This is a genomic window from Variovorax gracilis, from assembly GCF_030317115.1.
Classification (GTDB): domain Bacteria; phylum Pseudomonadota; class Gammaproteobacteria; order Burkholderiales; family Burkholderiaceae_C; genus Variovorax; species Variovorax gracilis.
The window spans coordinates 544,325-567,873 of the sequence record NZ_JASZYF010000001.1 but is presented as its reverse complement, the minus strand read 5'-3'; the positions used below and the strand labels follow the sequence as shown (position 1 = coordinate 567,873).

Annotated in this window: 21 protein-coding genes and 1 tRNA gene; 11 read left to right on the top strand and 11 right to left on the bottom strand. The window is 65.4% G+C overall.

From position 1 onward, the window contains the following. Positions 1-2: 2 nt before the first annotated feature. Genes nth through QTH97_RS02715 form a run of 3 tightly spaced genes read right to left on the bottom strand, consistent with a single transcriptional unit; the run spans position 3 to position 3,224 of the window. Entirely contained in the window at positions 3-641 is a 639-nt protein-coding gene (gene nth, locus QTH97_RS02725; RefSeq protein WP_286566481.1) for an endonuclease III, read from the bottom strand. Positions 642-654: 13 nt separating this feature from the next. Next, entirely contained in the window at positions 655-2,343 is a 1,689-nt protein-coding gene (locus tag QTH97_RS02720) for a SulP family inorganic anion transporter (RefSeq protein WP_286566479.1), read from the bottom strand. A gap of 8 nt (positions 2,344-2,351) precedes the next feature. Next, positions 2,352-3,224 carry a hypothetical protein gene (locus tag QTH97_RS02715; protein ID WP_286566477.1) on the bottom strand — a complete coding sequence of 291 codons (873 nt, stop codon included), beginning with the start codon at positions 3,222-3,224 and terminating at the stop codon, positions 2,352-2,354. Between the two features lie 152 nt (positions 3,225-3,376). On the opposite strand from QTH97_RS02715, the gene QTH97_RS02710 reads away from it, so the two are divergent. Then, positions 3,377-4,564, top strand: coding sequence for an aminotransferase-like domain-containing protein (locus QTH97_RS02710; protein ID WP_286566475.1), 1,188 nt, complete (start codon positions 3,377-3,379; stop codon positions 4,562-4,564). A gap of 13 nt (positions 4,565-4,577) precedes the next feature. On the opposite strand, the gene QTH97_RS02705 is transcribed toward QTH97_RS02710, so the two are convergent. The 4 genes from QTH97_RS02705 to mfd all read right to left on the bottom strand — a co-directional run bounded on the left by QTH97_RS02705 (position 4,578) and on the right by mfd (position 11,680). After that, entirely contained in the window at positions 4,578-6,146 is a 1,569-nt protein-coding gene (locus QTH97_RS02705; RefSeq protein WP_286566474.1) for an AMP-binding protein, read from the bottom strand. An 88-nt stretch (positions 6,147-6,234) separates the two neighbouring features. Next, positions 6,235-7,485 carry a cystathionine gamma-synthase family protein gene (locus tag QTH97_RS02700; protein ID WP_286566473.1) on the bottom strand — a complete coding sequence of 417 codons (1,251 nt, stop codon included), beginning with the start codon at positions 7,483-7,485 and terminating at the stop codon, positions 6,235-6,237. A gap of 5 nt (positions 7,486-7,490) precedes the next feature. Then, the gene (gene serB, locus QTH97_RS02695) at positions 7,491-8,201 is read right to left on the bottom strand and encodes a phosphoserine phosphatase SerB (protein WP_286566472.1); all 711 of its coding nucleotides are present in this window, start codon (positions 8,199-8,201) and stop codon (positions 7,491-7,493) included. Further along, on the bottom strand, positions 8,198-11,680 hold the full coding sequence (gene mfd / locus QTH97_RS02690) for a transcription-repair coupling factor (protein WP_286566471.1): 3,483 nt from the start codon (positions 11,678-11,680) through the stop codon (positions 8,198-8,200). Before mfd ends, serB begins: the two co-directional genes overlap by 4 nt. 101 nt (positions 11,681-11,781) lie before the next feature. Between mfd and ispD the strand changes: the two genes are divergently transcribed. Both ispD and ispF read left to right on the top strand, forming a co-directional pair. After that, positions 11,782-12,492: a 2-C-methyl-D-erythritol 4-phosphate cytidylyltransferase gene (gene ispD, locus QTH97_RS02685; protein WP_286567076.1), complete on the top strand. Its 711-nt coding sequence runs from the start codon at positions 11,782-11,784 to the stop codon at positions 12,490-12,492. Beyond that, positions 12,489-12,974 (top strand): 2-C-methyl-D-erythritol 2,4-cyclodiphosphate synthase, encoded by a 486-nt coding sequence (gene ispF, locus QTH97_RS02680; protein WP_286566470.1) that lies wholly within the window; start codon positions 12,489-12,491, stop codon positions 12,972-12,974. Before ispD ends, ispF begins: the two co-directional genes overlap by 4 nt. Positions 12,975-13,092: 118 nt before the next feature. On the opposite strand, the gene QTH97_RS02675 is transcribed toward ispF, so the two are convergent. Then, positions 13,093-14,511, bottom strand: coding sequence for a sensor histidine kinase family protein (locus QTH97_RS02675; RefSeq protein WP_286567075.1), 1,419 nt, complete (start codon positions 14,509-14,511; stop codon positions 13,093-13,095). Positions 14,512-14,590: 79 nt separating this feature from the next. Next, the gene (gene ompR, locus QTH97_RS02670; protein WP_088956805.1) at positions 14,591-15,322 is read right to left on the bottom strand and encodes an osmolarity response regulator transcription factor OmpR; all 732 of its coding nucleotides are present in this window, start codon (positions 15,320-15,322) and stop codon (positions 14,591-14,593) included. Positions 15,323-15,492: 170 nt separating this feature from the next. Here ompR and QTH97_RS02665 point away from each other — a divergent pair, with 170 nt between their 5' ends. Together QTH97_RS02665 and QTH97_RS02660 are read left to right on the top strand one after the other, a co-directional pair. Further along, the gene (locus QTH97_RS02665; protein ID WP_286566467.1) at positions 15,493-15,804 is read left to right on the top strand and encodes a hypothetical protein; all 312 of its coding nucleotides are present in this window, start codon (positions 15,493-15,495) and stop codon (positions 15,802-15,804) included. 127 nt (positions 15,805-15,931) lie between these two features. Continuing rightward, the gene (locus QTH97_RS02660) at positions 15,932-16,597 is read left to right on the top strand and encodes an SIMPL domain-containing protein (RefSeq protein WP_286567074.1); all 666 of its coding nucleotides are present in this window, start codon (positions 15,932-15,934) and stop codon (positions 16,595-16,597) included. Positions 16,598-16,604: 7 nt separating this feature from the next. On the opposite strand, the gene QTH97_RS02655 is transcribed toward QTH97_RS02660, so the two are convergent. Continuing rightward, positions 16,605-17,375 (bottom strand): 3-hydroxybutyrate dehydrogenase, encoded by a 771-nt coding sequence (locus tag QTH97_RS02655; RefSeq protein ID WP_286566466.1) that lies wholly within the window; start codon positions 17,373-17,375, stop codon positions 16,605-16,607. 249 nt (positions 17,376-17,624) lie between these two features. Between QTH97_RS02655 and QTH97_RS02650 the strand changes: the two genes are divergently transcribed. From QTH97_RS02650 to QTH97_RS02625, 6 genes are all read left to right on the top strand, one after another. Then, on the top strand, positions 17,625-19,766 hold the full coding sequence (locus QTH97_RS02650) for a RelA/SpoT family protein (RefSeq protein WP_286567073.1): 2,142 nt from the start codon (positions 17,625-17,627) through the stop codon (positions 19,764-19,766). 49 nt (positions 19,767-19,815) lie between these two features. Beyond that, positions 19,816-19,892: transfer RNA gene (locus QTH97_RS02645), tRNA-Val, on the top strand. 179 nt (positions 19,893-20,071) lie between these two features. Further along, positions 20,072-20,440, top strand: coding sequence for a hypothetical protein (locus tag QTH97_RS02640; RefSeq protein WP_286566465.1), 369 nt, complete (start codon positions 20,072-20,074; stop codon positions 20,438-20,440). Positions 20,441-20,537: 97 nt separating this feature from the next. Then, positions 20,538-21,071, top strand: coding sequence for a polyhydroxyalkanoate synthesis repressor PhaR (gene phaR / locus QTH97_RS02635; RefSeq protein WP_444813357.1), 534 nt, complete (start codon positions 20,538-20,540; stop codon positions 21,069-21,071). A gap of 39 nt (positions 21,072-21,110) precedes the next feature. Further along, entirely contained in the window at positions 21,111-22,517 is a 1,407-nt protein-coding gene (rimO, locus tag QTH97_RS02630) for a 30S ribosomal protein S12 methylthiotransferase RimO (protein ID WP_286566463.1), read from the top strand. Positions 22,518-22,896: 379 nt separating this feature from the next. Then, complete coding sequence (locus QTH97_RS02625) at positions 22,897-23,127, top strand: hypothetical protein (RefSeq protein WP_286566462.1); 231 nt, start codon at positions 22,897-22,899, stop codon at positions 23,125-23,127. 29 nt (positions 23,128-23,156) lie between these two features. On the opposite strand, the gene QTH97_RS02620 is transcribed toward QTH97_RS02625, so the two are convergent. Further along, positions 23,157-23,447, bottom strand: a complete 291-nt coding sequence (locus QTH97_RS02620; protein WP_286566461.1) for a hypothetical protein — start codon at positions 23,445-23,447, stop codon at positions 23,157-23,159. Between the last annotated feature and the right edge of the window lie 102 nt (positions 23,448-23,549).

Sequence of the window (23,549 nt, the reverse complement as noted above, 5' to 3'; positions counted from 1 at the left end):
GATCAGGGCGCTGGGGTCTTGGGCTTGTAGTCGCAACAAGGCGCCACTGCGCACTGGTAGCACAAGGGTTTGCGCGCCACGCAGACGTAGCGTCCGTGCAGGATCAGCCAGTGGTGCGCATGCAGGCGGTACGCCGCAGGCACGCGCTTCTCGAGCTTCATCTCGACCTCCAGCGGCGTCTTGCCCGGCGCAAGCCCGGTGCGGTTGCCGACGCGGAAGATGTGCGTGTCGACCGCCATCGTCGCCTCGCCGAAGGCGACGTTCAACACCACGTTCGCGGTCTTGCGCCCCACGCCAGGCAGCGCTTCGAGCTCCGCTCGCGTCCTCGGCACCTCGCCGCCGTGCTGCTCCACCAGCATGCGGCAGGCCTCGATCAGGTGCTTGGCCTTGCTGCGATAGAGACCGATGGTCTTGATGTAGCTTTCCAGGCCTTCGACGCCCAGGTTCAGGATCGCCTGCGGTGTGTTTGCGACCGGAAACAGCTTGCGCGTGGCCTTGTTCACTCCGACGTCCGTGGCCTGCGCGGACAGAAGGACGGCCGCCAGGAGTTCGAAGGGCGTGCTGTATTCGAGTTCGGTTTCCGGTGTCGGATTCGCGGCCTGGAGTATTGCGAAGAAGGATTCGATCGCGGCTTTTTTCATCGTGGCGGCGAGTTTAGGCCGGCGCCGCTGCCGGAGGTCGGAGCGGGGAGAGCGTTCGCACGGCTTCCTCGACCGACATGAACACGCGCTCCTGGCCGAGCGTCTCGATCACGCCGGTGCGATGGGCCTGCTCACGCGCGCGTCCAGCGGACAGCCGGGCCATGGCCACCACGATGCCGGCGTCTTGCCACTCCGCGATGGCTCGCCGCAGGACTTGCGAGCCCGTGTAGTCGATGTCGATGATGCCGTTGGCCTCGATGACCAGCAGCTTCACGGGCTGGCGCTGGCGCGCGATGGCCGACCGTATTTCGGCGCAGATGCGCTCGCAGTTGGTGAAGTTGAGCGGCGCGCCCGGGGCGAAGACGAGGACCCCGATCTCGTGCTCGAAAGGCGCATCCGGTACAGGTGGCCACCACACGGTGCTGCCGGGCACGCGAGCCAGCTCGACGCAATAGGGCCTGGCAACGATATACAGGCTGTGCACGAAGGACATCACGATGGCCAGCAGCATGCCGGTCTCTATCGGCAGCGCAATGACGAGCGCGGCGCTTGCCGCCACCAGCAGGATCTCGAGGCCGCCGCGGTGATGGATCTGGCGCATCTCGTTGATGCGGAAAATGCGCCAGGCGACGTAGAGGAGGATGCCGGACAGCGCGGCGTGGGGCACATAGGCCGTCAATCCTGACGCTGCGATCACCAGCGCGACCACCAGCGCGACCGCCGCGAGTGCCGCCAATTGGCTTTGCCCTCCGGATTCGCGAACGATCGCCGTGCGGGGCGGGCTGGCGTTGACGGGAAAGGAGCCGACCAGCGCTGCGGCGACGCTCCCGGCCCCGACCGCGCCGAAATCTCGACTGACGTCCTCGGCCCTGCCTTCGTCGGAGGGGAAGGTGCTCGCTACCGCCGCTGTCTGCATGACGCAAACCATGGCGACCACCAGTGCCAGTTGCACCATGCGGCCGAGTTCATCGATCCCGGGCAGGCCGGGAAAGGAGAAGTGCGGCAGCGTCACGGACAGGGGGCCCAGCAGGCTGACGCCGCGCGACTCGAGATGGAAGAACGCCGTCGCCGCGCCCGCCCCGACCAGGCCCAGCAGGGCCCCCGGAATCCGGGGGCTGATACGCGACGCGGCCAGCGTCACGCAGAGGACACCGGCGCCCAATGCAAACGCAAAGGGATTGGCGTGGGGCACCTGGCTGATGACGTGGGCGAGCCGGACGAGGAGGTGTCCTTTCTCGTCGGGAACGCCCAGCAACGTGGGCAGTTCGCCCACGACGATGTGGATCGAGATGCCCGCCAGAAAGCCCGTGGTGACGGGAACAGACAGCAGCGTCGCGAGCCACCCGGCCCGCAGAAGGCCGATCGCAATGAGCACGGAGCCGACCAGCAGCGCGAAGAGCGGGGCCAGTTGCGCATGGCCATGGCCGCTCGCAACGGCGATCGATGCCAGCCCGCCGGCAAAGATCGGCGCAATGGTCGAGTCCGCCCCGACCGACATGAAGCGGTTGGCGCCGAAAGCCGCAAATGCGATCGAGCCGGCCGCGAACGCATAGATGCCCGTCTCGGGAGGCATCCCCGCCAGCCGCGCAGTGGCGAGTTGGCCGGGAATGGCGATGGCCGCGAGCATCAGCCCGGCAACGAGATCGCGCGACAGCCATTCGATGCGGTAGCCGCGAAGCGACGCAAGGATCCGGCGCTGCATGATGCCGATCAGGGGCGCGCCCGGCTCTGGCGCTTCCGGTCCATGCGTTTCAACTCGAGGTACTCTGCCTCGTCGAGGTCGTGCAACTGCCGCGGGTACTTTTCCACGCTTGCATACCAGAGCGCCAGGCGCTTCTCGAAGTCGTCCGGCGCGCTCAGGTAGGCGTCCAGCGCCAGGAAGTAGCGCATGGCGTTGCGTTCCATCAAGCCCAGCATGCCCCCCATGAGTTCGGGCTCGCCGTTCGCTTGCTTCTTGACGACCGTGAAGCCCACTTTGCCGCGTCCCAGGGTTGCCAGGTAGCTGCGGGTTGCCGCGCGTGTCGCGGAGCCCTGATCGTAGGCATAACTGAATTGAACGAAGGATTTTCCCGTTCCGACGGGGATGCCTTCGAGCGAAATGCGATAGTTGCGCGTGCCGAACGGACCCTTGCCCGAAGTCAGTTTCGCATTGAAGTAGTCAGGCTTCGCGCTGACGACCTGGAAGTTGAAAGTCAGCTCGAACGCGTCGTCGATGGGAACGTCGTAGCGCCGTACCACGCTCAGTGTCAGGGTCTGCTTGGCGGCGTCGACCCGGCAGGCACGGTTGTTGAGATGGAGCATCAGCATCTCGCACCATTGCTTCGGCGTACTGAGCGCGGCGCTGACCTTGCCTAGCGGATGATCCAGTACGCCGAACACCTCGCCTTTGAGGCCGTTCGCCGTTTCGGCGGAATTCAGAACCATCGGTCGCCCGAACGGGCTGCTCGCCATGCCGGGAGCGAGCTTGTCGTAGGTTGCTCGCAACGCGGAGGCGCCAGCCTGCGCGGCGGCTGGCGGCGCCCAGGTCGTCCAGGTGGCTGCAACTGCCACCGTCAGTACGGGAAGAAAAGTTCGCAGGCCCACGGCGAAACCTCCTTTGCAGCCAGCGCCGGTGCGGCGCTGCGGAAATCGAGACCATACACCGCGGGCGGTCATTGGTACCGAGGGATCCAGGCCGCTCAGGGCGGGTGTCGCTGCGACAATGGCGGGCTGCAACTCTCCGACAGAAAGTTCCCATGCAATTCGCCTCCCGCCTCGACAACGTCGAAACTTCCGCCATCCGCGAACTCTTCAAGCTGCTCGGCACGCCCGGCATCATCAGCTTTGCGGGTGGCTTTCCGGACAGCGCGATGTTCGACGTCGAGGGCTTGAAGGAAGCGAGCGCCAGGGCGCTGGCGGAAGAGCCGGGCGGCGCGCTGCAGTACGGTGCGACCGAAGGCTACGAGCCGCTTCGCACGCAACTCGGCGCCTTCATGAAGACCAAGGGCGTCGACGTCGACCCGAGCGGCCTCATCGTCACCACGGGCAGCCAGCAGGCGCTCGACCTGCTCGGCAAGACGCTGATCTCTCCCGGCGACAAGGTGATCGTCGAAGGCCCGACCTTCCTCGCGACCATCCAGTGCTTTCGCCTCTACGGCGCGCAATTGATCAGCGCCCCCATCGATGCCGATGGGGTGCGCACCGACGAGCTCGAGAGACTCATCGCCGAACACAAGCCGAAGTTTGTCTACCTCATCCCGACCTTCGGCAACCCCAGCGGCGCCTTGCTCAGCCTGGAGCGACGCAAAAAGGTGCTTGAGATGGCGGTGAAGCACCAGACGCTGATCGTCGAGGACGATCCCTACGGCGACCTCTACTTCGACAAGGCGCCGCCGCCGTCGATCATGTCGCTGAGCCAGGACGTGCCCGGCAGCCGCGAACTCGTCGTGCACTGCGGCAGCCTGAGCAAGGTGTTGAGCCCCGGTCTGCGCATCGGCTGGATGATCGGCCCGGCCGAACTGCTCGCGAAGGCAACCATGTGCAAGCAGTTCAGCGATGCGCATACCAGCACCTTCGCGCAGGCGACCGCGGCGCAGTACCTCAGGAGCGGCCGCATGCCGGGCACGCTGGCCAATGTGCGCAAGGTCTACGCCGAACGTGCGCAGGCCATGGGTACCGCGCTGCAGAAGGAACTGGGCGATGCCATTACTTTCACGCAGCCTGGAGGGGGCTTGTTCTTCTGGGCGCGTCTCACCGGCGCAAACGGCAAGGTCGCCGACGCCAACGTGTTCGCCAAGCGCGCCATCGAGAAGCTCGTGGCCTTCGTGCCAGGCGCGCCGTTCTTCGCGGAGAAGCCCGACGTTTCAACGCTGCGCCTGAGCTTCGCTACCGCCAATGTCGAGAAGATTCAGGAAGGCATTGCGCGCCTCGGCGCAGCGCTCTGAACGGATAGCGGCGTCAGACGATGCGGCTGGCGTGTCCGACCCAGAACGCATCGCGCAGCTTGCGCTTGTAGAGCTTGCCGGTGGGCAGGCGCGGTAGTTGGTCGGTGAAGTCCACGGTCTTCGGGCACTTCATGTGCGCGAGGTGCGAGCGGCAGAACTCGATCAACTCGACAGCCAGGTCGGGCGTGTGGGCCACGCCCGGCAAAGTCTGCACGACCGCCTTCACTTCCTCGCCCAGGTCCTTGTTGGGCACGCCGAACACTGCCGCATCGCCGACCTTGGGATGGGTGATCAGCAGGTTCTCGCATTCCTGCGGATAGATGTTGACGCCGCCCGAGATGATCATGAAGGTCGAGCGGTCAGTGAGGTGAAGAAAGTCGTCGTCGTCGAGGTAGCCCATGTCGCCCACCGTGCTCATGGTGCCGTCGCGCGAGCGGGTGAGCGCCGTGCGCTCCGGGTCGTTGAAATAGACGAAGGGAGTTGCGGTCTTGAACCAGATCTCGCCCGACTGGCCCTTGGGGACCGGCTGCATCTGCTCGTCGAAGATGTGGATGTCGCCCAGCAGCACCTTGCCCACCGTGCCGCGGTGGGCCAGCCATTCGTGGCTGTCGCATGCGGTGAACCCGAGGCCCTCCGTGGCGCCGTAGTACTCGTGGATGATGGGCCCCCACCATTCGATCATCTGTTCCTTCACCTGCGCCGGGCAGGGCGCGGCGGCGTGAATGGCGATCTTCAGCGTGGACAGGTCGGCTCTTGCCCGCTCTTCGGGCGGCAGCTTGAGCATGCGCGAGAACATCGTCGGGACGAGTTGGGTGTGCGTGATCCGATACTTCGCGATGAGCGCGAGGTACTGCTGCGGATCGAAGTGCTCCATGATGATCACGGTGCCGCCGTTGCGGATCGCCAGCGAGACGTTGGCCAGCGGCGCCGAGTGATACAGCGGGGCAGGCGAGAGATACATCATTCCTTCCTCGCACTGCCAGAGCTTGTTCAGGAAGCCGAAGAGCGGCAACGGCTGGCTCGGCGGGTTGTCGGGCAGCGGCCGCAGCACGCCCTTGGGCCGGCCGGTGGTGCCTGACGAATAGAGCATGGCGGTGCCCAGCCACTCGTCTTCGATCGGAGTGTCGGGCATGCCGGCAACGGCTTCATCGAAGTCCACCAGCCGCGCCGTGCCGACCCGCCCTGCGACGCCGGCGCCTCCGCCCGCGACGAGGCACAGCTGGACCTTGGGACAGTCGGCCAGCGCCTGCCGCGCGACGGCGAGTTTCTCGGCCGACGTGATCAGCACTGTCGATTCGCTGTTGTTGACGACGTACGCCATTTCCTCGGGCGCGAGGTAGGCGTTGATGCAGGTGTAGTAGAGCCCCGAGCGCTCGCCCGCCACGCACGATTCCAAGAAATAGCGGTTGTTCTCCATGAACACGGCATAGTGGTCCAGCCGGTTCAGGCCCTGCGCGCGCAGCAGGTGCGCGAGACGGTTGCTGCGAGCCTCCAGCTCCGCGTAGGTCATGGACTCGCCGCTGCCAGCCATGATGAAAGCAGGGCGGTTGGCGTATTGCTGCGCATGCTTGCCTGGGTACATGGGGGCCTCCGGGGACTCGATCGTGTGCCGCATTGTCCCGGCCTCATCGTTTCACGCGATAAGGGTTGCCCCCAGCCTCGTCCTGCCGCTAGCTCAGTGCGCGCCCGAAGTCCTCGATCAGCTCGTCCGCGGCTTCCAGCCCGACGGAGACCCGCACCAGCCCGTCCGCAATGCCCATCTGGGCACGCACCGCCGCTCCTGCTTCCCAGTAGATCGTGGGCGCCACCGGGATGACCAGCGTTCGGTTGTCCCCAAGCCCGGTGGCCTTGATCGGCAGTTGAAGCCGGTTGAGCACAGCCGGGACATTGGCGCCGTCGCGCAGCTCGAAAGCCAGCAGCCACGAGCCCGCCTTGAAGTGCCGCACGGCCAGCGCGTGCTGCGGGTGGCTTTCGAGCATCGGGTAGTGAACCGTCGCAATCGCCGTGTGGCCCTGCAGAAAGCGCGCCAGTGACAAGGCTGTGGCGCTGGTCTGCGCCACGCGCAGTCCGAGTGTCTCGGCGCCCAGGCTGATGCGGTGCGCCTGCTCCGGCGAGAGGGTCGCGCCCATGTCGCGCAAACCCTTCTTCCGCAATTGCTGCAGGCCTTGCTGGCGGGCATCGAGGCCGCGGTAGCTCTGCGAGATGTTCGGGTAGCCGGCCCAATCGAACAGGCCGGTATTGGTCACTGCCCCGCCGAGAGCCGCGCCGTGCCCGGCGATGGTCTTGGTGAGCGAGTTGATGACCAGGCCCGCGCCGACCGTCCTCGGCCGGAACAGGGCGGGCGAGGTGATGGTGTTGTCCACGACATAGAGCAGCCCGCGCTCGCGGCACAGTGCGCCGATGGCTTCGATGTCGGGAATCTGCGTGCCGGGATTGGCGATCGTCTCAACGAAGACCATGCGCGTGTTCGGGAGCAGCGCTGCTCGGATCGTATCCACCGAGCCCGCGTCGACTTTGCTGACCGCAATCCCGAGATCGTTGAGCGTGCCGAACAGGCTGTTGGTGTTGCCGAAGACGAACTGGCTCGACACGACGTGGTCGCCCGAGCGCAACAGCGTCAGGAAGATCGCGCTGAGCGCGGCCATGCCGGTAGAAAAGCAGACGGTGCCAATGCCCTGTTCGAGCTGGCTGATCTTGGCCTCGAGCGCTGCCGTCGTCGGGGTGCCCTGGCGCGCGTAGCTGAAGCTGTTCTTGAGGGTGCCCTGGAACACGCCGATCAGGTCTTCGACCCGCTCGTAGCCGTATTGCACCGAGGTGTGGATCGGCTTGTGGATGCTGCCGTGCTCGGCGCCGAAGCGCCGGTCGCCATGCACCGTGTCCGATGTGACTGGCAGGCCTTGGCCCTTGTCGGCGTCGCTCATGGTGTTCACCTCATGACTTCGAGCAGGCGGTCGAGGCCGCCTTCGTTGATCGCGACCATGGCCTGCTCACGCACCTTCGGCTTGGCGTGGTAGGCGACGGAGAGACCCGCCTCGCCCATCATCGGCAGGTCGTTCGCGCCGTCACCGACGGCGATGGTTTCGCCCGGCGAGATGCCGAGCAGCGAAGCCACTTCCAGCAGGGTGCGGCGCTTTTCCGCACCGTCGCAGATGTCGCCCCAGGACTGCTGCACGACGCTGCCCGTGAGCTGTCCGTCGGCTTCGTCCAGCAGGTTGGAGCGCGCAAAGTCGATGCCGAGCCGGTCCTTGACCCGGTTTGCGAAGAAGGTGAATCCGCCGGAGACCAGCAGCACCTTGAGCCCGGCAGCCTTGCATGCCGCGACCAGTTGCTCGGCGCCCGGATTGAGCCGGAGACGCTTGTCGTAGACGCTCTGCAACGCGGCGACCGGTACGCCCTTCAGCAGCGCCACGCGGCGCCGCAGGCTTTCCTTGAAGTCCTTGATCTCGCCGCGCATCGTGGCTTCGGTGATGGCGGCCACCTCGGCCTTCTTGCCTACCGCGTCGGCGATCTCGTCGATGCATTCGATGTTGATCAGCGTCGAGTCCATGTCGAACGCGATCAGCTTGAAATCGGCAAGCGCGAGCGGCGGCGTGAACCGCTGGACGATCAGGCCGGGAGAGATTTCCTTGGCGGTCATACCGGTGTGGCTTCCTGTACTTTGGGTTGGCCCAGGCTGCGAAGAATGTCGCGCACCATCTGTGCGCGATCCTTGGGCTCTTTCAGCTCGCGCTCGATACGCAGCTTTTCGTTGCCCGCGAGCTTGATGTGCTTGTTCTTCTGGATCAGGTGGATGATGTTCATCGAATCGACCGGCGGGTCCTTCTTGAACGTGATGTGGATGACGCCCGGGGCCGCGTCGACCTTGACCACGCCGTAAGGCCGCGCCAGCACGCGCAGCCGGTGCACGTCGATCAGCGTCTGTGCCTGTGGCGGCAGCTTGCCGAAACGGTCGACGATTTCCTCGAGCAAGGTGTCGATCTGGTCGGGTGTCTTGGCTGTCGCGAGCTTCTTGTAGAACGAGAGGCGCAGATGCACGTCGCCGCAGTAGTCGTCGGGCAGCAGGGCAGGGGCGTGCAGGTTGATCTCGGTCGTCACGCTCAGCGGCGCGAGAAGGTCGGGTTCCTGGCCCGCCTTCAGCGAGCGCACGGCCTCGGCCAGCATCTCGTTGTAGAGCTGGAAGCCGATCTCCATCATGTTGCCGCTCTGGTTTTCGCCCAGCACCTCGCCCGCGCCGCGAATCTCGAGGTCGTGCATCGCGAGGTAGAAGCCGGAGCCGAGCTCTTCCATCTGCTGGATGGCGTCGAGGCGTTGCGCGGCCTGCTTGGTCAGTCCCTCGATATCCGGGACCATGAGGTAGGCATAGGCCTGGTGGTGGCTGCGGCCGACGCGACCGCGCAACTGGTGCAGCTGCGCGAGGCCGAACTTGTCGGCGCGGCTCATCACGATGGTGTTGGCGGTCGGCACGTCGATGCCGGTCTCGATGATGGTCGAGCACAGGAGCATGTTGTAGCGCTGGGCGACGAAATCGCGCATCACGCGCTCCAGCTCGCGCTCGGGCATCTGGCCGTGCGCCACGGCAATGCGTGCTTCGGGCAGGATCTCCTCGAGCTTCTGGCGGCGGTTCTCGATGGTCTCGACCTCGTTGTGCAGGAAATAGACCTGCCCGCCCCGCTTCAGTTCGCGCAGCACCGCTTCGCGGATCACGCCGGTGCCTTCGTTGCGCACGAAGGTCTTGATGGCGAGCCGTCGCTGCGGCGCGGTGGCGATCACGCTCAGATCGCGCAGGCCTTCGAGCGCCATGCCCAGCGTGCGCGGGATCGGCGTCGCGGTGAGCGTGAGCACGTCCACCTCGGCGCGCAGCGCCTTCATCGCCTCCTTGTGGCGCACGCCGAAGCGGTGCTCCTCGTCGATGATGAGCAGGCCCAGGTTCTTGAACTTGACCGACTGCGAAAGCAGCTTGTGCGTGCCCACCACGATGTCCACGGTGCCGTCGGCGAGTCCCTTGGCCGCGGTGGTGATTTCCTTGGTCGATCGGAAGCGGCTCATCTCGGCCACCTTGACCGGCCATTTCGCGAAGCGGTCGACCAGCGTCTGGTAGTGCTGCTCGGCCAGCAGCGTCGTCGGCGCCAGGAAGGCGACCTGCTTGCCGCCGGTCACGGCGATGAACGCTGCGCGCAAGGCCACCTCGGTCTTGCCGAAGCCGACGTCGCCGCAGACCAGGCGGTCCATGGGCTGCGGCGAGATCATGTCCTGGATGACAGCGTGGATCGCGGCTTTCTGGTCGGCCGTTTCGTCGAAGCCGAAGTCGTTGGCGAACACCTCGTAGTCCGCAGCCGAGAAGCGGAAGGCGTGGCCTTCGCGCGCCGCGCGGCGGGCGTAGATGTTGAGCAGCTCGGCGGCGGAGTCGCGCACCTGCTCGGCGGCTTTGCGCTTGGCCTTTTCCCACTGGCCGGAGCCCAGCTTGTGCAGCGGCGCCTCGTCGGCGCTCACGCCGGTGTAGCGGCTGATCAGGTGCAGCTGCGAGACCGGTACGTACAGCGTGGCCTTGTCGGCGTATTCCAGGTGGAGCATTTCCTGCATCAGGGGCTTGCCGTCCGCGCCCACGCCCTGGCCGAGATCCATGTTGACCAGCCCGCGGTACCGGCCGATGCCGTGCGCGGAATGCACGACCGGATCGCCGATGGCGAGTTCGCTGAGGTCCTTGATCAGCGCTTCGACGTCGCTGACCTGTTCCTGCTTCCTGTTGCGCCGGCGGGTGGCTGGCGCGGTCGCGAAGAGTTCGGTTTCGGTGACGAAGTCGATGCCTTGCTCGCGCCAAGCGAAGCCGGCGACCAGCGCGGCGGTCGCGATGCCGATCTTCTCGTCCGGCGAGGCCTCGAATTCAGCGAGCGAATCGAAGGCGGGCGGGCCCACGCCGCTGGCGCGCAGGAAGTCGAGCAGGCTTTCGCGCCGGCCGTCGCTTTCAGCGATCACCAGCACGCGGTGGGGCGTGGTGCGGATGTGCTCCTTGAGCTTGACCAGAGGATCGTCGGCGCCGCGAACGACGGCGAAGGGGGGCAGGACGTCGAATTCCGCGTAGGGCGCATCGGCGGCCGCGTCGCCCCGGATCGCCAACTGGGCGTGCGGCTTGGCGCGCTGATAGAACTGTTCCGCGTTGAGGAACAGCGCCTCGGGCGGCAGCGCCGGCCGCTCGGGGTCGTCGCGCACCAGCCGATAGCGTTCGGCCGTGTCCTGCCAGAAGTGCTGGAAGGCGGGTTCGAGTTCGCCGTGCAGCACCACGGTGGTGTCGGCGCCCAGATAGTCGAACACGGTCGCCGTCTCCTCGAAGAACAGCGGCAGGTAGTACTCGATCCCGGCCGTGGCGACGCCGTTGCCCATGTCCTTGTAGATGCGGCTGCGCGTCGGGTCGCCTTCGAGCAGTTCGCGCCAGCGACTGCGAAAGCGTGCACGGGCGTCGTCGTCCATCGGAAACTCGCGGCCCGGCAGCAGGCGGACTTCGGGCACCGGGTAGAGGCTGCGCTGCGTATCGGGGTCGAAGGTGCGGATCGAATCGATCTCGTCGTCGAACAGGTCGACGCGGAAGGGCACGGGCGAACCCATCGGAAACAGGTCGATCAGGCTGCCGCGCACCGCGTACTCGCCCGGGCTGACGACCTGCGTCACGTGGCTGTAGCCCGCCAGCGTGAGTTGGGCCTTGAGCTTCGACTCCTGCAGCTTCTGCCCGCTCTTGAACTGGAAGGTGTAGCCGGCCAGGAAGCCCGGTGGCGCCAGCCGGTAGAGCGCGGTGGTGGCCGGCACCAGCACGATGTCGGCCTCCTTCTGGCTGATGCGCCAGAGAGTGGCGAGGCGTTCGCTGATCAGGTCCTGGTGCGGCGAGAAGCTGTCGTAGGGCAGAGTCTCCCAGTCCGGGAACAGCGCGCAGCGCAGTTCGGGCGCGAAGAAGGCAATCTCGTCGATCAGCCGCTGGGCGTCGTTCGCGTCGGCAGTGAACACGGCCGTCGCACGGCCGGCCGCTTTTTCGCGATCAGCCAATTGCGCCAGCAGCAGCGCATCGGCGGACAAGGGAGGACGCGGCAGCGTGAAGCGCTTGCCCGCCGTGAGATGGGGGAGGTCCATGGAGTGCCTGGGAAATGCAGAACACCCCGCGCCAGCCGGCGAGGGGTGTGAAGGGCGATTCTAGAATGGCTGCCCCTTTGTCGCTGGCCGCCGTTGCACCCATGTCCGCTTCCCGCCTTTTCGTGTTGATCCCCTGTGCCGGTTCGGGCAGTCGCGCCGGCAGCGTCGGGCCCAAGCAGTACCAGCGGATCGCCGGTCGGCCCATGGTCGAGCACACGCTGGAAGCGTTCCGCTCGCTCGTCGGCCGCTTCGAGGGTATTGCGCTCGTGGTCTCGCCGGACGACGCGGATGTGGGAATCGTGCTGCCGCGCTTTCCGGGCCCGGGCGAGCACCTGCTGCGCGTGGGCGGCCCGACGCGCGCTGCGACGGTGCGCAACGGGCTGCGTGCCTTGCGCAACGCCGGTGCCGGCCCGCATGACTGGGTGCTGGTGCACGATGCGGCGCGCTGCCTGGTCACGCCGACGCAGGTCGAGGCCCTGATCGCCGCCTGCGAGCACGATCCCGTCGGTGGATTGCTGGCGCATCGGTTGGCTGACACGCTCAAGGTCGCATCCCCCGAAGGCCGCGTGGTCCGCACGCCGACCCGCGCCGACAAGTGGCTGGCCCAGACGCCGCAGATGTTTCGCATCGGCATGCTGCTCGACGCCCTCGAGCGTGTCGGCGACGCAGTGACCGACGAAGCCAGCGCCATCGAGGCGATCGGCCTCGGCCCGCTGCTGGTACCGGGCAGCGCGCAGAATTTCAAGCTTACGTATTCAGAGGATTTCGCGTTGGCGGAAGCGCTCCTGCGCAGCCGGCGCACCGCACCATGACTGCTTTCAATCTGCGTGTCGGCGAGGGCTGGGACGTTCACCAACTGGTGGCGGGCCGAAAGCTCGTCCTGGGCGGCGTCGAAGTGCCCCACACCACGGGCTTGCTCGGCCATTCGGATGCCGACGTCCTCTTGCATGCGATCACCGACGCTCTGCTCGGTGCGGCCGGGCTGGGCGACATCGGCCGGCATTTCCCGGATACCGACCCGCAGTTCCGCGGTGCGGACTCGTCCGCACTGCTGGCGGAGGCTGCGCGCCGCGTACGCGCCGCGGGCTGGCAGATCGGCAACATCGACAGCACGGTGATCGCGCAGGCGCCGAAGCTTGCCCCGCATATTCCGGCGATGTGCGAGCGCGTCGCAGCAACGCTGGGGCTCGGTGTCGATCAGGTCAATGTAAAGGCGAAGACGGCGGAGAAGCTGGGGCCGGTTGGCGAGGGGCGGGCGATGGAAGCTCGCGCCATCGCCATGGTATTCAAATAGCCCCCAGGGCTTTGCGCACGCCGTCCCGCTTCGCCGACTCCCTTGCAGGGCGCAACCCTTTCGGCCAGGCGAAGCCTGTTCCGCAGGTTTCCCGTGGCGTTGAGAGGGACGCCTCCGCCTATTTTTCCTTGTCCTTGTCCTTCGCCGGCGAGGCGTCGGGCTTGGCTGACGCGGCGCGCGGCATGCGGATGTGCGCTGCCAGCCCGCGGCCGGGTGTGCTCGTGAGGGCGAAGGTGCCGCCCATGCGTTCGATGTTCTTCGTCACGATGGACAGGCCGAGGCCCGCGCCGGCCGCCGATGTGCGCGCGACGTCGCCGCGGAAAAAGGGCTTGCTCAGCTGGGACAGCAGCGCGGGCGCGACGCCGGCGCCGTGGTCGCGCACCTTGATCAGGACCGCGTCGTTGTGCGCCTGCGCCTGGATGGTGATGTCGGCGACGCCGGTGGAGGGCGTCTTGCCATACCGGCGTGCGTTTTCGACCAGGTTGGATATCACGCGCTGAAGTTCCACGTCGTCCGCCATGACCCTCAGGTCGTTCGGTACGTCGACCCTGATCTTGATGTCCTCATGGTCCTGCACCGCGTAGGTGCACGCATCGATCACGTCGCGCAGCAGCACCGGCTTGAAGTCGACATGGTCGGGCCGGGCGTAGTCGAGGAACTTGTCGATGATCGCGTCGAGCTGGGCGATATCGGCCGCCATGTGGTCGCGCGCATCTTCGTCGGCGACGCTCATCTCGGTTTCGAGGCGCAGCCGCGCCAGCGGCGTCCGCAGGTCGTGCGAGATGCCGGCCAGCATCACGGCGCGGTCCTGCTCGATCTTGGCAAGCTGGTCGGCCATGCGGTTGAAGCCGACGTTCACCGCCCGGATTTCGTTGGTGCGGGCACGCTCGTCGAGCCGGTGCGCCTCGTACTCACCCTCGCGCACCTGCAACGTGGCTTGTGAGAGCTGCTTGAGCGGGCGGTTGATCAGGCGCGTGATCAGAGCCGCGCCGGCCAGGGAGAGCGCCATGGTCGTCGCCAGCCAGATCATCCACGTGCGCCGGTCGAGGCGGCTGAAGCGCGTGGGGTCGACCAGCAGCCAGTAGGTGTCGCTCTCGATGGTGAAGCCGATCCACAAGCCGGGCTCGTCGTTGACCCGGCTGGCCACCGTCGTGCCCTCGCCGAGACGGGCGATCAACTCTTCCGTCACCCGCTGGTCGAGCGCGCCGCTGGTGTAGGGCAGGAAGCGGTCGCCCGGCTCGCGCGGCAGGATGCGCACGCCCTCCTGGTCGGCGAGCGTCTTGATCAGCGAGACGCGTGTGATGGCGTCCGAGTACACCAGCGCTGCGCGCGTGAGGTTCACCAGGGAGGCGATCTGGTGTGCGGTCTGGATCGCGCGTGGCTCGTATTCGAGCGCGCGGAAGGTCTGCAGCCAGGCGACCGTACAGCCGACCAGCAACAGCACAAGCAGGAAGAAGGTGCGCCAGAAGAGACTCAGGCCCAACTGGATCCGGGAGCGGCGCCGCCGGGAACCGATGCCCTCCAGCGGGCTGGGCAAGGTGGCCTGGGTGCTGTCCTCGGCGAGGGGGCTCGGCTGAGTCGTCTTGGGGCCGATCGATGCGGCCACGGTCAGCGCTTCAGGTGGTGCCGTCCGGCACGAACACGTACCCGACGCCCCAGACGGTCTGGATATAACGCGGCGCCGCGGCGTCGGACTCGACCAGCTTGCGCAGGCGCGAGATCTGAACGTCCAGGCTGCGGTCGAAGGGTTCGAACTCGCGGCCGCGCGCCAGCTGCGCCAGTTTTTCGCGCGACAGCGGCTGTCTGGGATGGCGTACCAGCGCCTTGAGCATCGCAAACTCGCCAGTGGTCAGCGAGAGTTCCTCGCCATCCTTCTTGAGCGTGCGGGAGCCGAGGTCGAAGCTGAACGGGCCGAAGTTCACAGTTTCGTTGTCGGTCGACGGGGCGCCTGGAGCCTCCAGCGGCGGACGGCGGCGAAGCACCGCATGCACGCGGGCCAGCAACTCGCGCGGGTTGAACGGCTTTCCCAGATAGTCGTCGGCGCCGACTTCGAGGCCGACGATGCGGTCCACGTCCTCGCCCTTGGCGGTCAGCATGATGATGGGCGTGCGGTCGTTGGCGGCGCGCAGGCGGCGGCAGACGGACAGGCCGTCCTCGCCGGGCATCATCAGGTCGAGCACGATCAGGTCCACCGTGTCACGAAGCAGGATGCGGTTCAGGGCCTTGCCGTCTTCCGCCACGATGACCTCGAATCCTTCCTGGGTCAGGTAGCGGCGCAGCAGGTCGCGGATGCGCGCGTCGTCATCGACGATCACGATCTTGTCTGTGCGAGCGGGGGTTTGATTCATTTCTACAACGCTGAATTTGTAACAACGCCAATTCTGAGGGTGTTGAAGCCCCATTGAGGTGCTTTACACGTCGGATTGACACAAAGTTACAAAACTTGCGGGCGCTAGCCGTCGGGACGCTTGTGGCTTGCCAAGGGATGGCACAGTGATCTTGCCGTCTTACGCAATCTATGAAATTCAACGCTCCGATACTTTCCCTGTTGCTCGCCAGCAGCTGCCTGCCGGTCCTGGCCGGGTCTCCCGGTTTCGTGTTGGTGACCGACCAGCGGCGCACCGAATTGCGCGGTGCGGTGGAAGCCCACCGGGCCACCAACCGGGACGAAGTGCGCCGCGAAGAGGCGGCCGCCGGCCGCCGCCTGACACCTGCGGAGCTGGCCGAATTGCGGCAGCAGGTGCGTCAGCAATGGTCGCCGCCGCACGATGTCCTGCAGTCGTCGGTAGAACCGCAGCCGGCGGAGCGCGTGATGCCGCGTCCGCGGTGAGGGGCGCCGCGCCGGCCAACGCCTTTGGGTCGCGCCCTCCGGGCGCCTGCTTTCCCCTTTTTCTTTGTCCACCTGAGGATTTGCTGTCTTGAACAATGCCAAATGGATTGCGGCCTGTGCCGTATTGATGACTGCCGGGGCCGTATCGGCCCAGACCCTGGCCCTGCCTCAGCCTCAGAACGTGCTGCAACTGTCGGCCAATTCGACCGTGGAAGTGCAGCAGGACCAATTGAGCATGACGCTCTCCACCTCGCGTGACGCCGCCGACGCAGCCACCGTGCAGACGCAGCTCAAGACGGCGCTCGATGCCGCCTTGGCAGAGGCGCGCAAGAATGCCCAACCCGGCCAGATGGACGTGCGCACGGGCAACTTCCACCTGTCGCCTCGCCGCAACCGCGATGGCACGCTGACCGGGTGGCAAGGCACGGCCGAGCTCGTGCTCGAAGGCCGGGATTTCCCGCGCATCGCGCAGACGGCCGGCCGCATCTCGACACTGACCATCAGGAACATCGGCTTCAGCCTGAGCCGCGAGCAGCAGGCCAAGGCCGAGGCCGAGGCGCAAGGCGTGGCGATCGACAACTTCAAGCAGCGCGCGGATGAGCTCGCCAAGCGCTTCGGCTTCAGCGGCTACACGCTGCGCGAGGTGTCAGTCAACGCCAACCTGGGCGCGCCTTTCCAGCCCCGGATCATGGCGATGGAAGCAAAAGCGGCCTCGTCCGACGCCCCGGTGCCGGTCGAAGCCGGCAAGGCGACCGTGATGGTCAACGTGTCCGGCTCGGTACAGCTCAAGTAAGCGAGCGCTACTGCGCAGTCCAGCCACCGTCCACCTGCCATGCGACGCCGCGGACCTGTTCCGCGGCGGGCGAGCACAGGAAAACGGCGAGGCCTCCGAGCTGTTCCACCGTCGTGAACTGGAGCGAGGGCTGTTTCTCGCCCAGCAGATCCTTCTGGGCCTGCGCGAGGGAGATGCCTCCGCGCTCGGAGCGGTCGTTGATCTGCTTCTGCACCAGCGGCGTCAGCACCCAGCCCGGGCAGATCGCGTTGCTCGTGATGCCGGTGGTTGCGGTTTCGAGCGCCACCGACTTGGTGAACCCGACGATGCCGTGCTTGGCCGCAACGTAGGCGGACTTCTGCGCCGAGGCCACCAGGCCGTGCGCCGATGCGATGTTGATGATGCGGCCCCAGTTGGCTTCGCGCATCGCGGGGATGGCAAGGCGGGTCGTATGGAAGGCGCTGCTGAGATTGATCGCGATCACCGCGTCCCAACGCTCGGCCGGGAAGTCCTCGACGTTCGCGACATGCTGGATGCCGGCGTTGTTCACGAGCACGTCGACCCGTCCGAAGCGAGCGGCCGCAAACTTCATCATGTCCTCGATCTGCGCAGGCTTGCTCATGTCGGCGCCGTGGTAGTCGACCTGGACGTCGAGCGCGGAAATTTCAGCCTTCGCTCCTTCCACGTCGCCGAAGCCGTTGAGGATGATGTTCGCGCCTTGTTGTGCGAGCGCCTGTGCGATACCCAGTCCGATTCCACTGGTGGACCCCGTGACAAGCGCGGTTTTGCCTTTGAGCATGATGACTATCTCCGAATGAATTAGGATGCAACGAGAGAATTATCTTCATCGCGACCCCGCCTTTTCCATGACCGAGCTTGCCTTTTCATTCGCCCCTCGCGAGGCTCGCAAGCAGGCAGGGCGGCAGTCATCCATCCGGCATCCGTTCCAGTGAAGCGCGAACAGACCAACCTGCACGTGCCTTCCGCGTCGGAACAGCTCGTGGTCGACTATCCGTTGTCGGCAGCCACGGCCGAGCGCACGCCCGTCATGGAGAACATGCTGGCGCGTGCGCGTGCTTTCGCCGAGCCGCTCATTGCCGACGAAACGCTGGATACGGGCGAGAACACGCTCGCGCATGCCGACGCGGTTGCCACCATCGTCGCGTCCATGGGCGGGTCGGAGGCGATGCAGGCCGCCAGCTATCTGGTCTATTCGTGCCAGCACCTGAATCGGCCGCAGGAGGTGATCGCCAAGGTGTTCGGCGACAACTTCGCCGCGCTTGCGGTCGAGACCACCAAGCTGGTGCACGTGCAGAAGCAGGCACGCTCTGCCACCGCGCACGCGCATCTGGCGGACGGCGCTGGCACGCAGACCGAGAACGTGCGCAAGATGCTGCTCGCGTTCTCGCGCGACTTGCGCGTCGTGATGCTTCGGCTCGCTTCGCGACTTCAGACGCTGCGCCATGCGGCGGCCAGCAAGCGGCCTCCGCCCGAGAACGTCGCGCGCGAGTCGCTGCAGGTGTTCGCGCCCCTGGCGAACCGGCTCGGCATCTGGCAGGTCAAGTGGGAGATCGAGGATCTTTCGTTCCGCTTTCTCGAGCCGGAGACCTACAAGCTCATCGCACGCCTTCTCGACGAGAAGCGCATCGAGCGTGAAGGCTATGTCGAGCAACTTCGTGCGCGTCTCGAGCGCGAACTGGCGGCTGAGGGCATCAAGGCCGCGGTGCAGGGACGGCCGAAGAACATCTACAGCATCGTCAAGAAGATGCGCGGGAAGTCGCTCGACTTCGCGCAGGTCTTCGACATCATGGCGCTGCGTGTGGTGGTCGCGGATGTCAAGGACTGCTATGCGGCACTCGCGTGGGTGCATTCGCATTTCCAGCCGATCGACGAAGAGTTCGACGACTACATCGCCAGGCCGAAGCCCAATGGCTACCAGTCGCTCCACACCGTGGTGCGCGAAGTCGTTGGCGGTCATGTTGGCAAGCCGATCGAGATCCAGATCCGTACCGAGGAAATGCACGACCATGCCGAGCATGGCGTTGCTGCGCACTGGGCGTACAAGGAGGCGGGCCACAAGGGCTATGCGGGTGTCTGGGCGACCGGGGAATACGACGCCAAGATCGCAGTGCTCCGGCAACTGCTGGCGTGGGAGCGCGACCTCTCCGGCGACCAGCAGGGGCAGGGGCTTTTCGACGACCGCATCTATGTGCTGACGCCCGACGCCGCGATCGTCGAGTTGCCGCAGGGCGCGACTGCTGTGGACTTTGCCTACACGGTGCACACGAGTCTCGGCCACCGCTGCCGCGGCGCCCGTGTCGACGGCGCGATGGTGCCGTTGAACACGCCGCTGCAGAACGGGCAGACCGTCGAGATCATCGCGGCCAAGGAAGGCGGCCCCTCGCGCGACTGGCTCAATGCGGAGCTGGGTTATCTCGCAAGCCATCGGGCGCGTGCGAAGGTGCGTGCCTGGTTCAACGCCCAGATCACGCACGAGACCGTGGCACGCGGTCGCGAGGCGGTCGAGAAGCTTCTTCAGCGTGAAGGCAAGACAGCGCTGAAGCTCGAGGACCTTGCTTCGCAACTCGGCTTCAAGTCGGCGGACAACTTGTTCGAAGTGGTGGGCAAGGACGAGTTCTCGCTGCGCAACATCGAGATGTTGTTGCGCCCGCCCGAACCTGCGCCGGGCCCGGACGACGGCCTCATCATCAAGAAGGCGCGCGGCAGCGAGCAGTCGGGACGCGGCGGTGTGCTGGTGGTCGGCGTTTCGTCGCTCATGACGCAACTCGCCAAGTGCTGCAAGCCTGCGCCGCCCGATGCGATTCGCGGCTTCGTGACCAAGGGCCACGGGGTGAGCATCCATCGTTCGGACTGCAGCAACTTCCGCATGATGGCGAGCCGCGATGGCGAGCGCGTCATCGACGTGGAGTGGGGCGCGCAGAAGGGCGATGCAGGCTCTGTCTATGCAGTCGATGTCGCTGTCGAAGCGGCCGACAGGCAAGGTTTGCTGCGCGATATCTCCGATGTGTTCGCACGCGAGAAGATGAATGTGATCGGTGTTCAGACGCAGTCGGTAAAGGGCACCGCGTGGATGACTTTCACCATCGAGATCGCGGACGCGACGCGTCTGAAGCAGGTGCTCGCAGTGGTCGCGGCAGTCACCGGCGTGCGTTCTGCACGACGTCGCTGAAAAGTGGTCTCGCATCCTGCTACAATTACGGCTTCTCGGACACATCCTTAGGCGCGTAGCTCAGCTGGTTAGAGCACCACCTTGACATGGTGGGGGTCGTTGGTTCGAGTCCAATCGCGCCTACCAATTTTCTTGATCCAGCGTCCGCTTAACCACCGGACGCGCAGCGGATCAAAACCACCCGAACCTCAGTGCCCTGCCATAGGTCCATCCTCGGAACTATGGCCTTCGGCCGCTGGCGGTTCGACCTTCAGTTGTGGTAACTTGACAATTCGTCACGTTCAAGCATCTGACTCAGGGAACCGATGAATACTCCGGCAGCCGAGATCGATCCTTCGCTGGAAGAGCTTCGTATTGCAGCGCTGGTGCGACAGGCGCCGCTGGAATTCGCGCGCGTGGTCTACGGGCTGAACGATCGCGCGAATGGCCGGGCGGGCACCATGGCGGCGGAAGACGTCGCGCGTACGGAGCGCCAAGGTGTTCCGGTCACGCGCGAGCGTGCCGAGCAGCGAGCCCGGGCCTACCTGCCGCTCGCGGGGCAGGAGCACTGTCCCCGTTGCTGGGTTTTCAACGGTACCAAGAGCCCATTGCAGTACCGCGAAGCGACCGGCGAGCGCCCCGAATCGGGCTCTTGCAAGGTTTGCGGCGCCGAGTACGCGACCTCTCTGGACTGAAGCTCTCCGCCGGTCAGGGTAAACCTTGGCGCGGTGTAACAAAACCGCTCCCTAGAATTGCTCGCGCGTCCTGGTGCGAAATCTGAAGGAGTCCCTAGTGCAGAGCAAGAAGTCCGGTGCCAAGCCGGTCCAGCGGGTGATCAAGAAGTATCCCAATCGAAGGCTCTACGACACGGAAACCTCCAGCTACATCACCCTTGCCGAGGTGAAACAGCTCGTCATGAACAAGGCGTCGTTCGTGGTCCGGGACGCCAAGACTGGCGATGACCTGACGCGCAGCATCCTGCTGCAGGTCATCCTCGAGGAAGAGGCCGGCGGTGCACCGATGTTCACCGAACAGGTTCTGGCCAGCATCATCCGGTTCTACGGCCAGACCATGCAAAGCTACATGGGCCCTTATCTGGAGAAGAACATCCAGGCGATGGCCGAGGTCCAGGCTCAACTGGCCGAAAAGGCCGAGGGCATCACGCCGGAAATGTGGTCGAAATTCATGACCATGCAGTCCCCGATGCTGCAGGGGTTGATGGGCAATTATGTGGAGCAGTCCAAGAACGTCTTCCTCCAGATGCAGGAGCAGATGCAGAAGAACACGGAACAGGTTCTGGGTGCGTTTGGCATCAAGCGACCCTGAAATGGGGTAGGAGGCCGATAGCTGGGACAATAGGGGGATATGAGCGAAGTTGCCTCCCCCGAACGAATTGCCGCGCCGGCAGCCCCTAAAGTCGGCTTTGTGAGCCTGGGCTGCCCCAAGGCATTGACCGATTCCGAACTGATCCTGACCCAACTGAGCGCCGAGGGCTACGAAACGTCCAAGACGTTCGAAGGTGCCGATCTGGTCATCGTGAACACCTGTGGCTTCATTGACGACGCCGTCAAGGAAAGCCTCGACACGATCGGCGAAGCCCTCGCGGGCAACGGCCGCGTGATCGTGACCGGTTGCCTCGGCGCCAAGACGGGCGAGGAGGGCGGCAACCTGGTTCGCCAGATGCATCCCAGCGTGCTCGCCGTCACCGGGCCGCATGCGACGCAGGAAGTGATGGATGCGGTCCACGCGAATCTGCCGAAGCCGCACGATCCCTTCATCGACCTGGTACCACAGGCTTTCGGTATTGCCGGCCTGAAGCTCACTCCACGTCACTACGCCTATCTGAAGATCAGCGAGGGCTGCAATCACCGTTGCACCTTCTGCATCATCCCTTCGATGCGCGGCGACCTGGTGTCGCGCCCGGTCGGCGATGTGCTGTCGGAAGCCAAGGCGCTCTTCGAGGGCGGCGTGAAGGAACTGCTGGTGATCAGCCAGGACACCTCCGCCTACGGTGTGGACGTGAAGTACCGCACCGGTTTCTGGGACGGCAAGCCGGTCAAGACGCGCATGCTTGAACTCGTGCGCACGCTGGGCGAGATCGCCGAGCCCTACGGGGCGTGGGTGCGGTTGCACTATGTGTATCCCTATCCGAGCGTCGACGAAGTCATTCCGCTGATGGCGAGCGGCCAGGTGCTCCCCTATCTCGATGTGCCGCTGCAACACAGCCATCCCGACGTGCTCCGGCGGATGAAGCGGCCTGCCAGCGGCGAGAGGAACCTGGAGCGCATCGCGCGCTGGCGCGAGGTGTGCCCGGAACTCGTGATCCGCAGCACCTTCATTGCCGGCTTTCCCGGTGAGACCGAGGAAGAGTTCGAACATCTGCTGGCCTTCATTCGCGAGGCGGAAATCGATCGCGCAGGCTGCTTCGCCTACAGCCCGGTTCAGGGCGCCGCCGCGAACGACATTCCCGGCATGCTGCCCGAGGCCGAGAGAGAGGCCCGGCGCGCGCGCTTCATGGAAGTGGCTGAAGCGGTGTCGATCGCCAAGCTGCGCAAGCGGATCGGCGCGACGATGCAGGTGCTGGTGGATTCGGCGCCCGGCATGGGGCGCAAGGGAGGCGTGGGGCGCACGTACGCCGACGCGCCGGAGATCGACGGCATCGTCCGTCTGCTGCCGCCGGAAAAAATCAGCAAGACGCTGAAAGTCGGCGAGTTCACACGCGCTCGTATCGTCGGTAGTGAGGGACACGACCTGATCGCCTTGCCGATCTGATGCCGTCGGCCCATCAGGCGGCCAGGAAAAAAGCCACCGCAGACCAGTGGCTTGAATCGAGTGACTCTCGAAGGGTCAATGAGAACTTGGTGAGGACCCAAAGGCGGCGATCCGTCTGGGTTTGCGCAGGATTGGGGACGGCGGCGTCCCCAAAGTCGCCACGATGGCAGTCTTGTGGAGATCCGCCAGAGGCAGATCGGCGCATTGAGAAGACGAAGCACCCGCTCCTTCTCGGGCGTTGGCAGTTCGGTGAATTCGAGGTGGTGCAAAACACCCGCTGGCACTGAAGCGCGTGGTCGAAGGCCCAGGGTTCAGCCGCGGCCATCGCTCCTGTCTTGTTTAAGATCCCCGGCTACCAAAACCAAAAAGGAACAATCCAATGACAGGGATCAATGAAGGTCGAGGCGTTGTCAACGCCCGGTTGCAGGTACTCCAGCGCAAGGGCAAGAAGGCGGCCGCCACGGCAGGCCTCGAGGTGTACGAGTCCGTCCGCACGGCGCGGTCCATTGTGGAATCGCAACTGCCGGGCGCTTCGCCTGCCGATGTCGTGACCTTGGCGGCTCTCATCCTCGCCGAGTCGACGAGGATGAACGAGGTCGACGAGCGATAGAGCCGGCGCTCATACAGAGAGCATCGCTCTCAAGCTGCTGCGGCTTGGGCGCCATGGCCCAGTGTGTGCACCGTCGCGGGCGAGAGCGGCTCCTTCGTGCGCTCGCTGTCCTGGGATAGACTGCGCTCGATCCACTGGTTGATGTCGTGTGTCAACGTGTCGACCACGCGCTTCTGTGCAAGAGGGTCTTTGCACCACTTCATCAAACGCAACCTGTTCCACCTCTCCGAATCCGTCTTGCTGGCAACTGCGTCGAGGTACGCCTCGAAGAGTTCACCGTTGGTGACGCCGCCAGCCTTGGTCGGGGGGAGCGTGGCCAAGGCCTTCTTTTTCTCTGCGCGTGCAGCGCAGGCCTGGGCCTCTCTCATGGTGTCGAAGGTCGCGGTCTTCTTGCCGCCACCCGGGAGGCGCACAATAGCGCG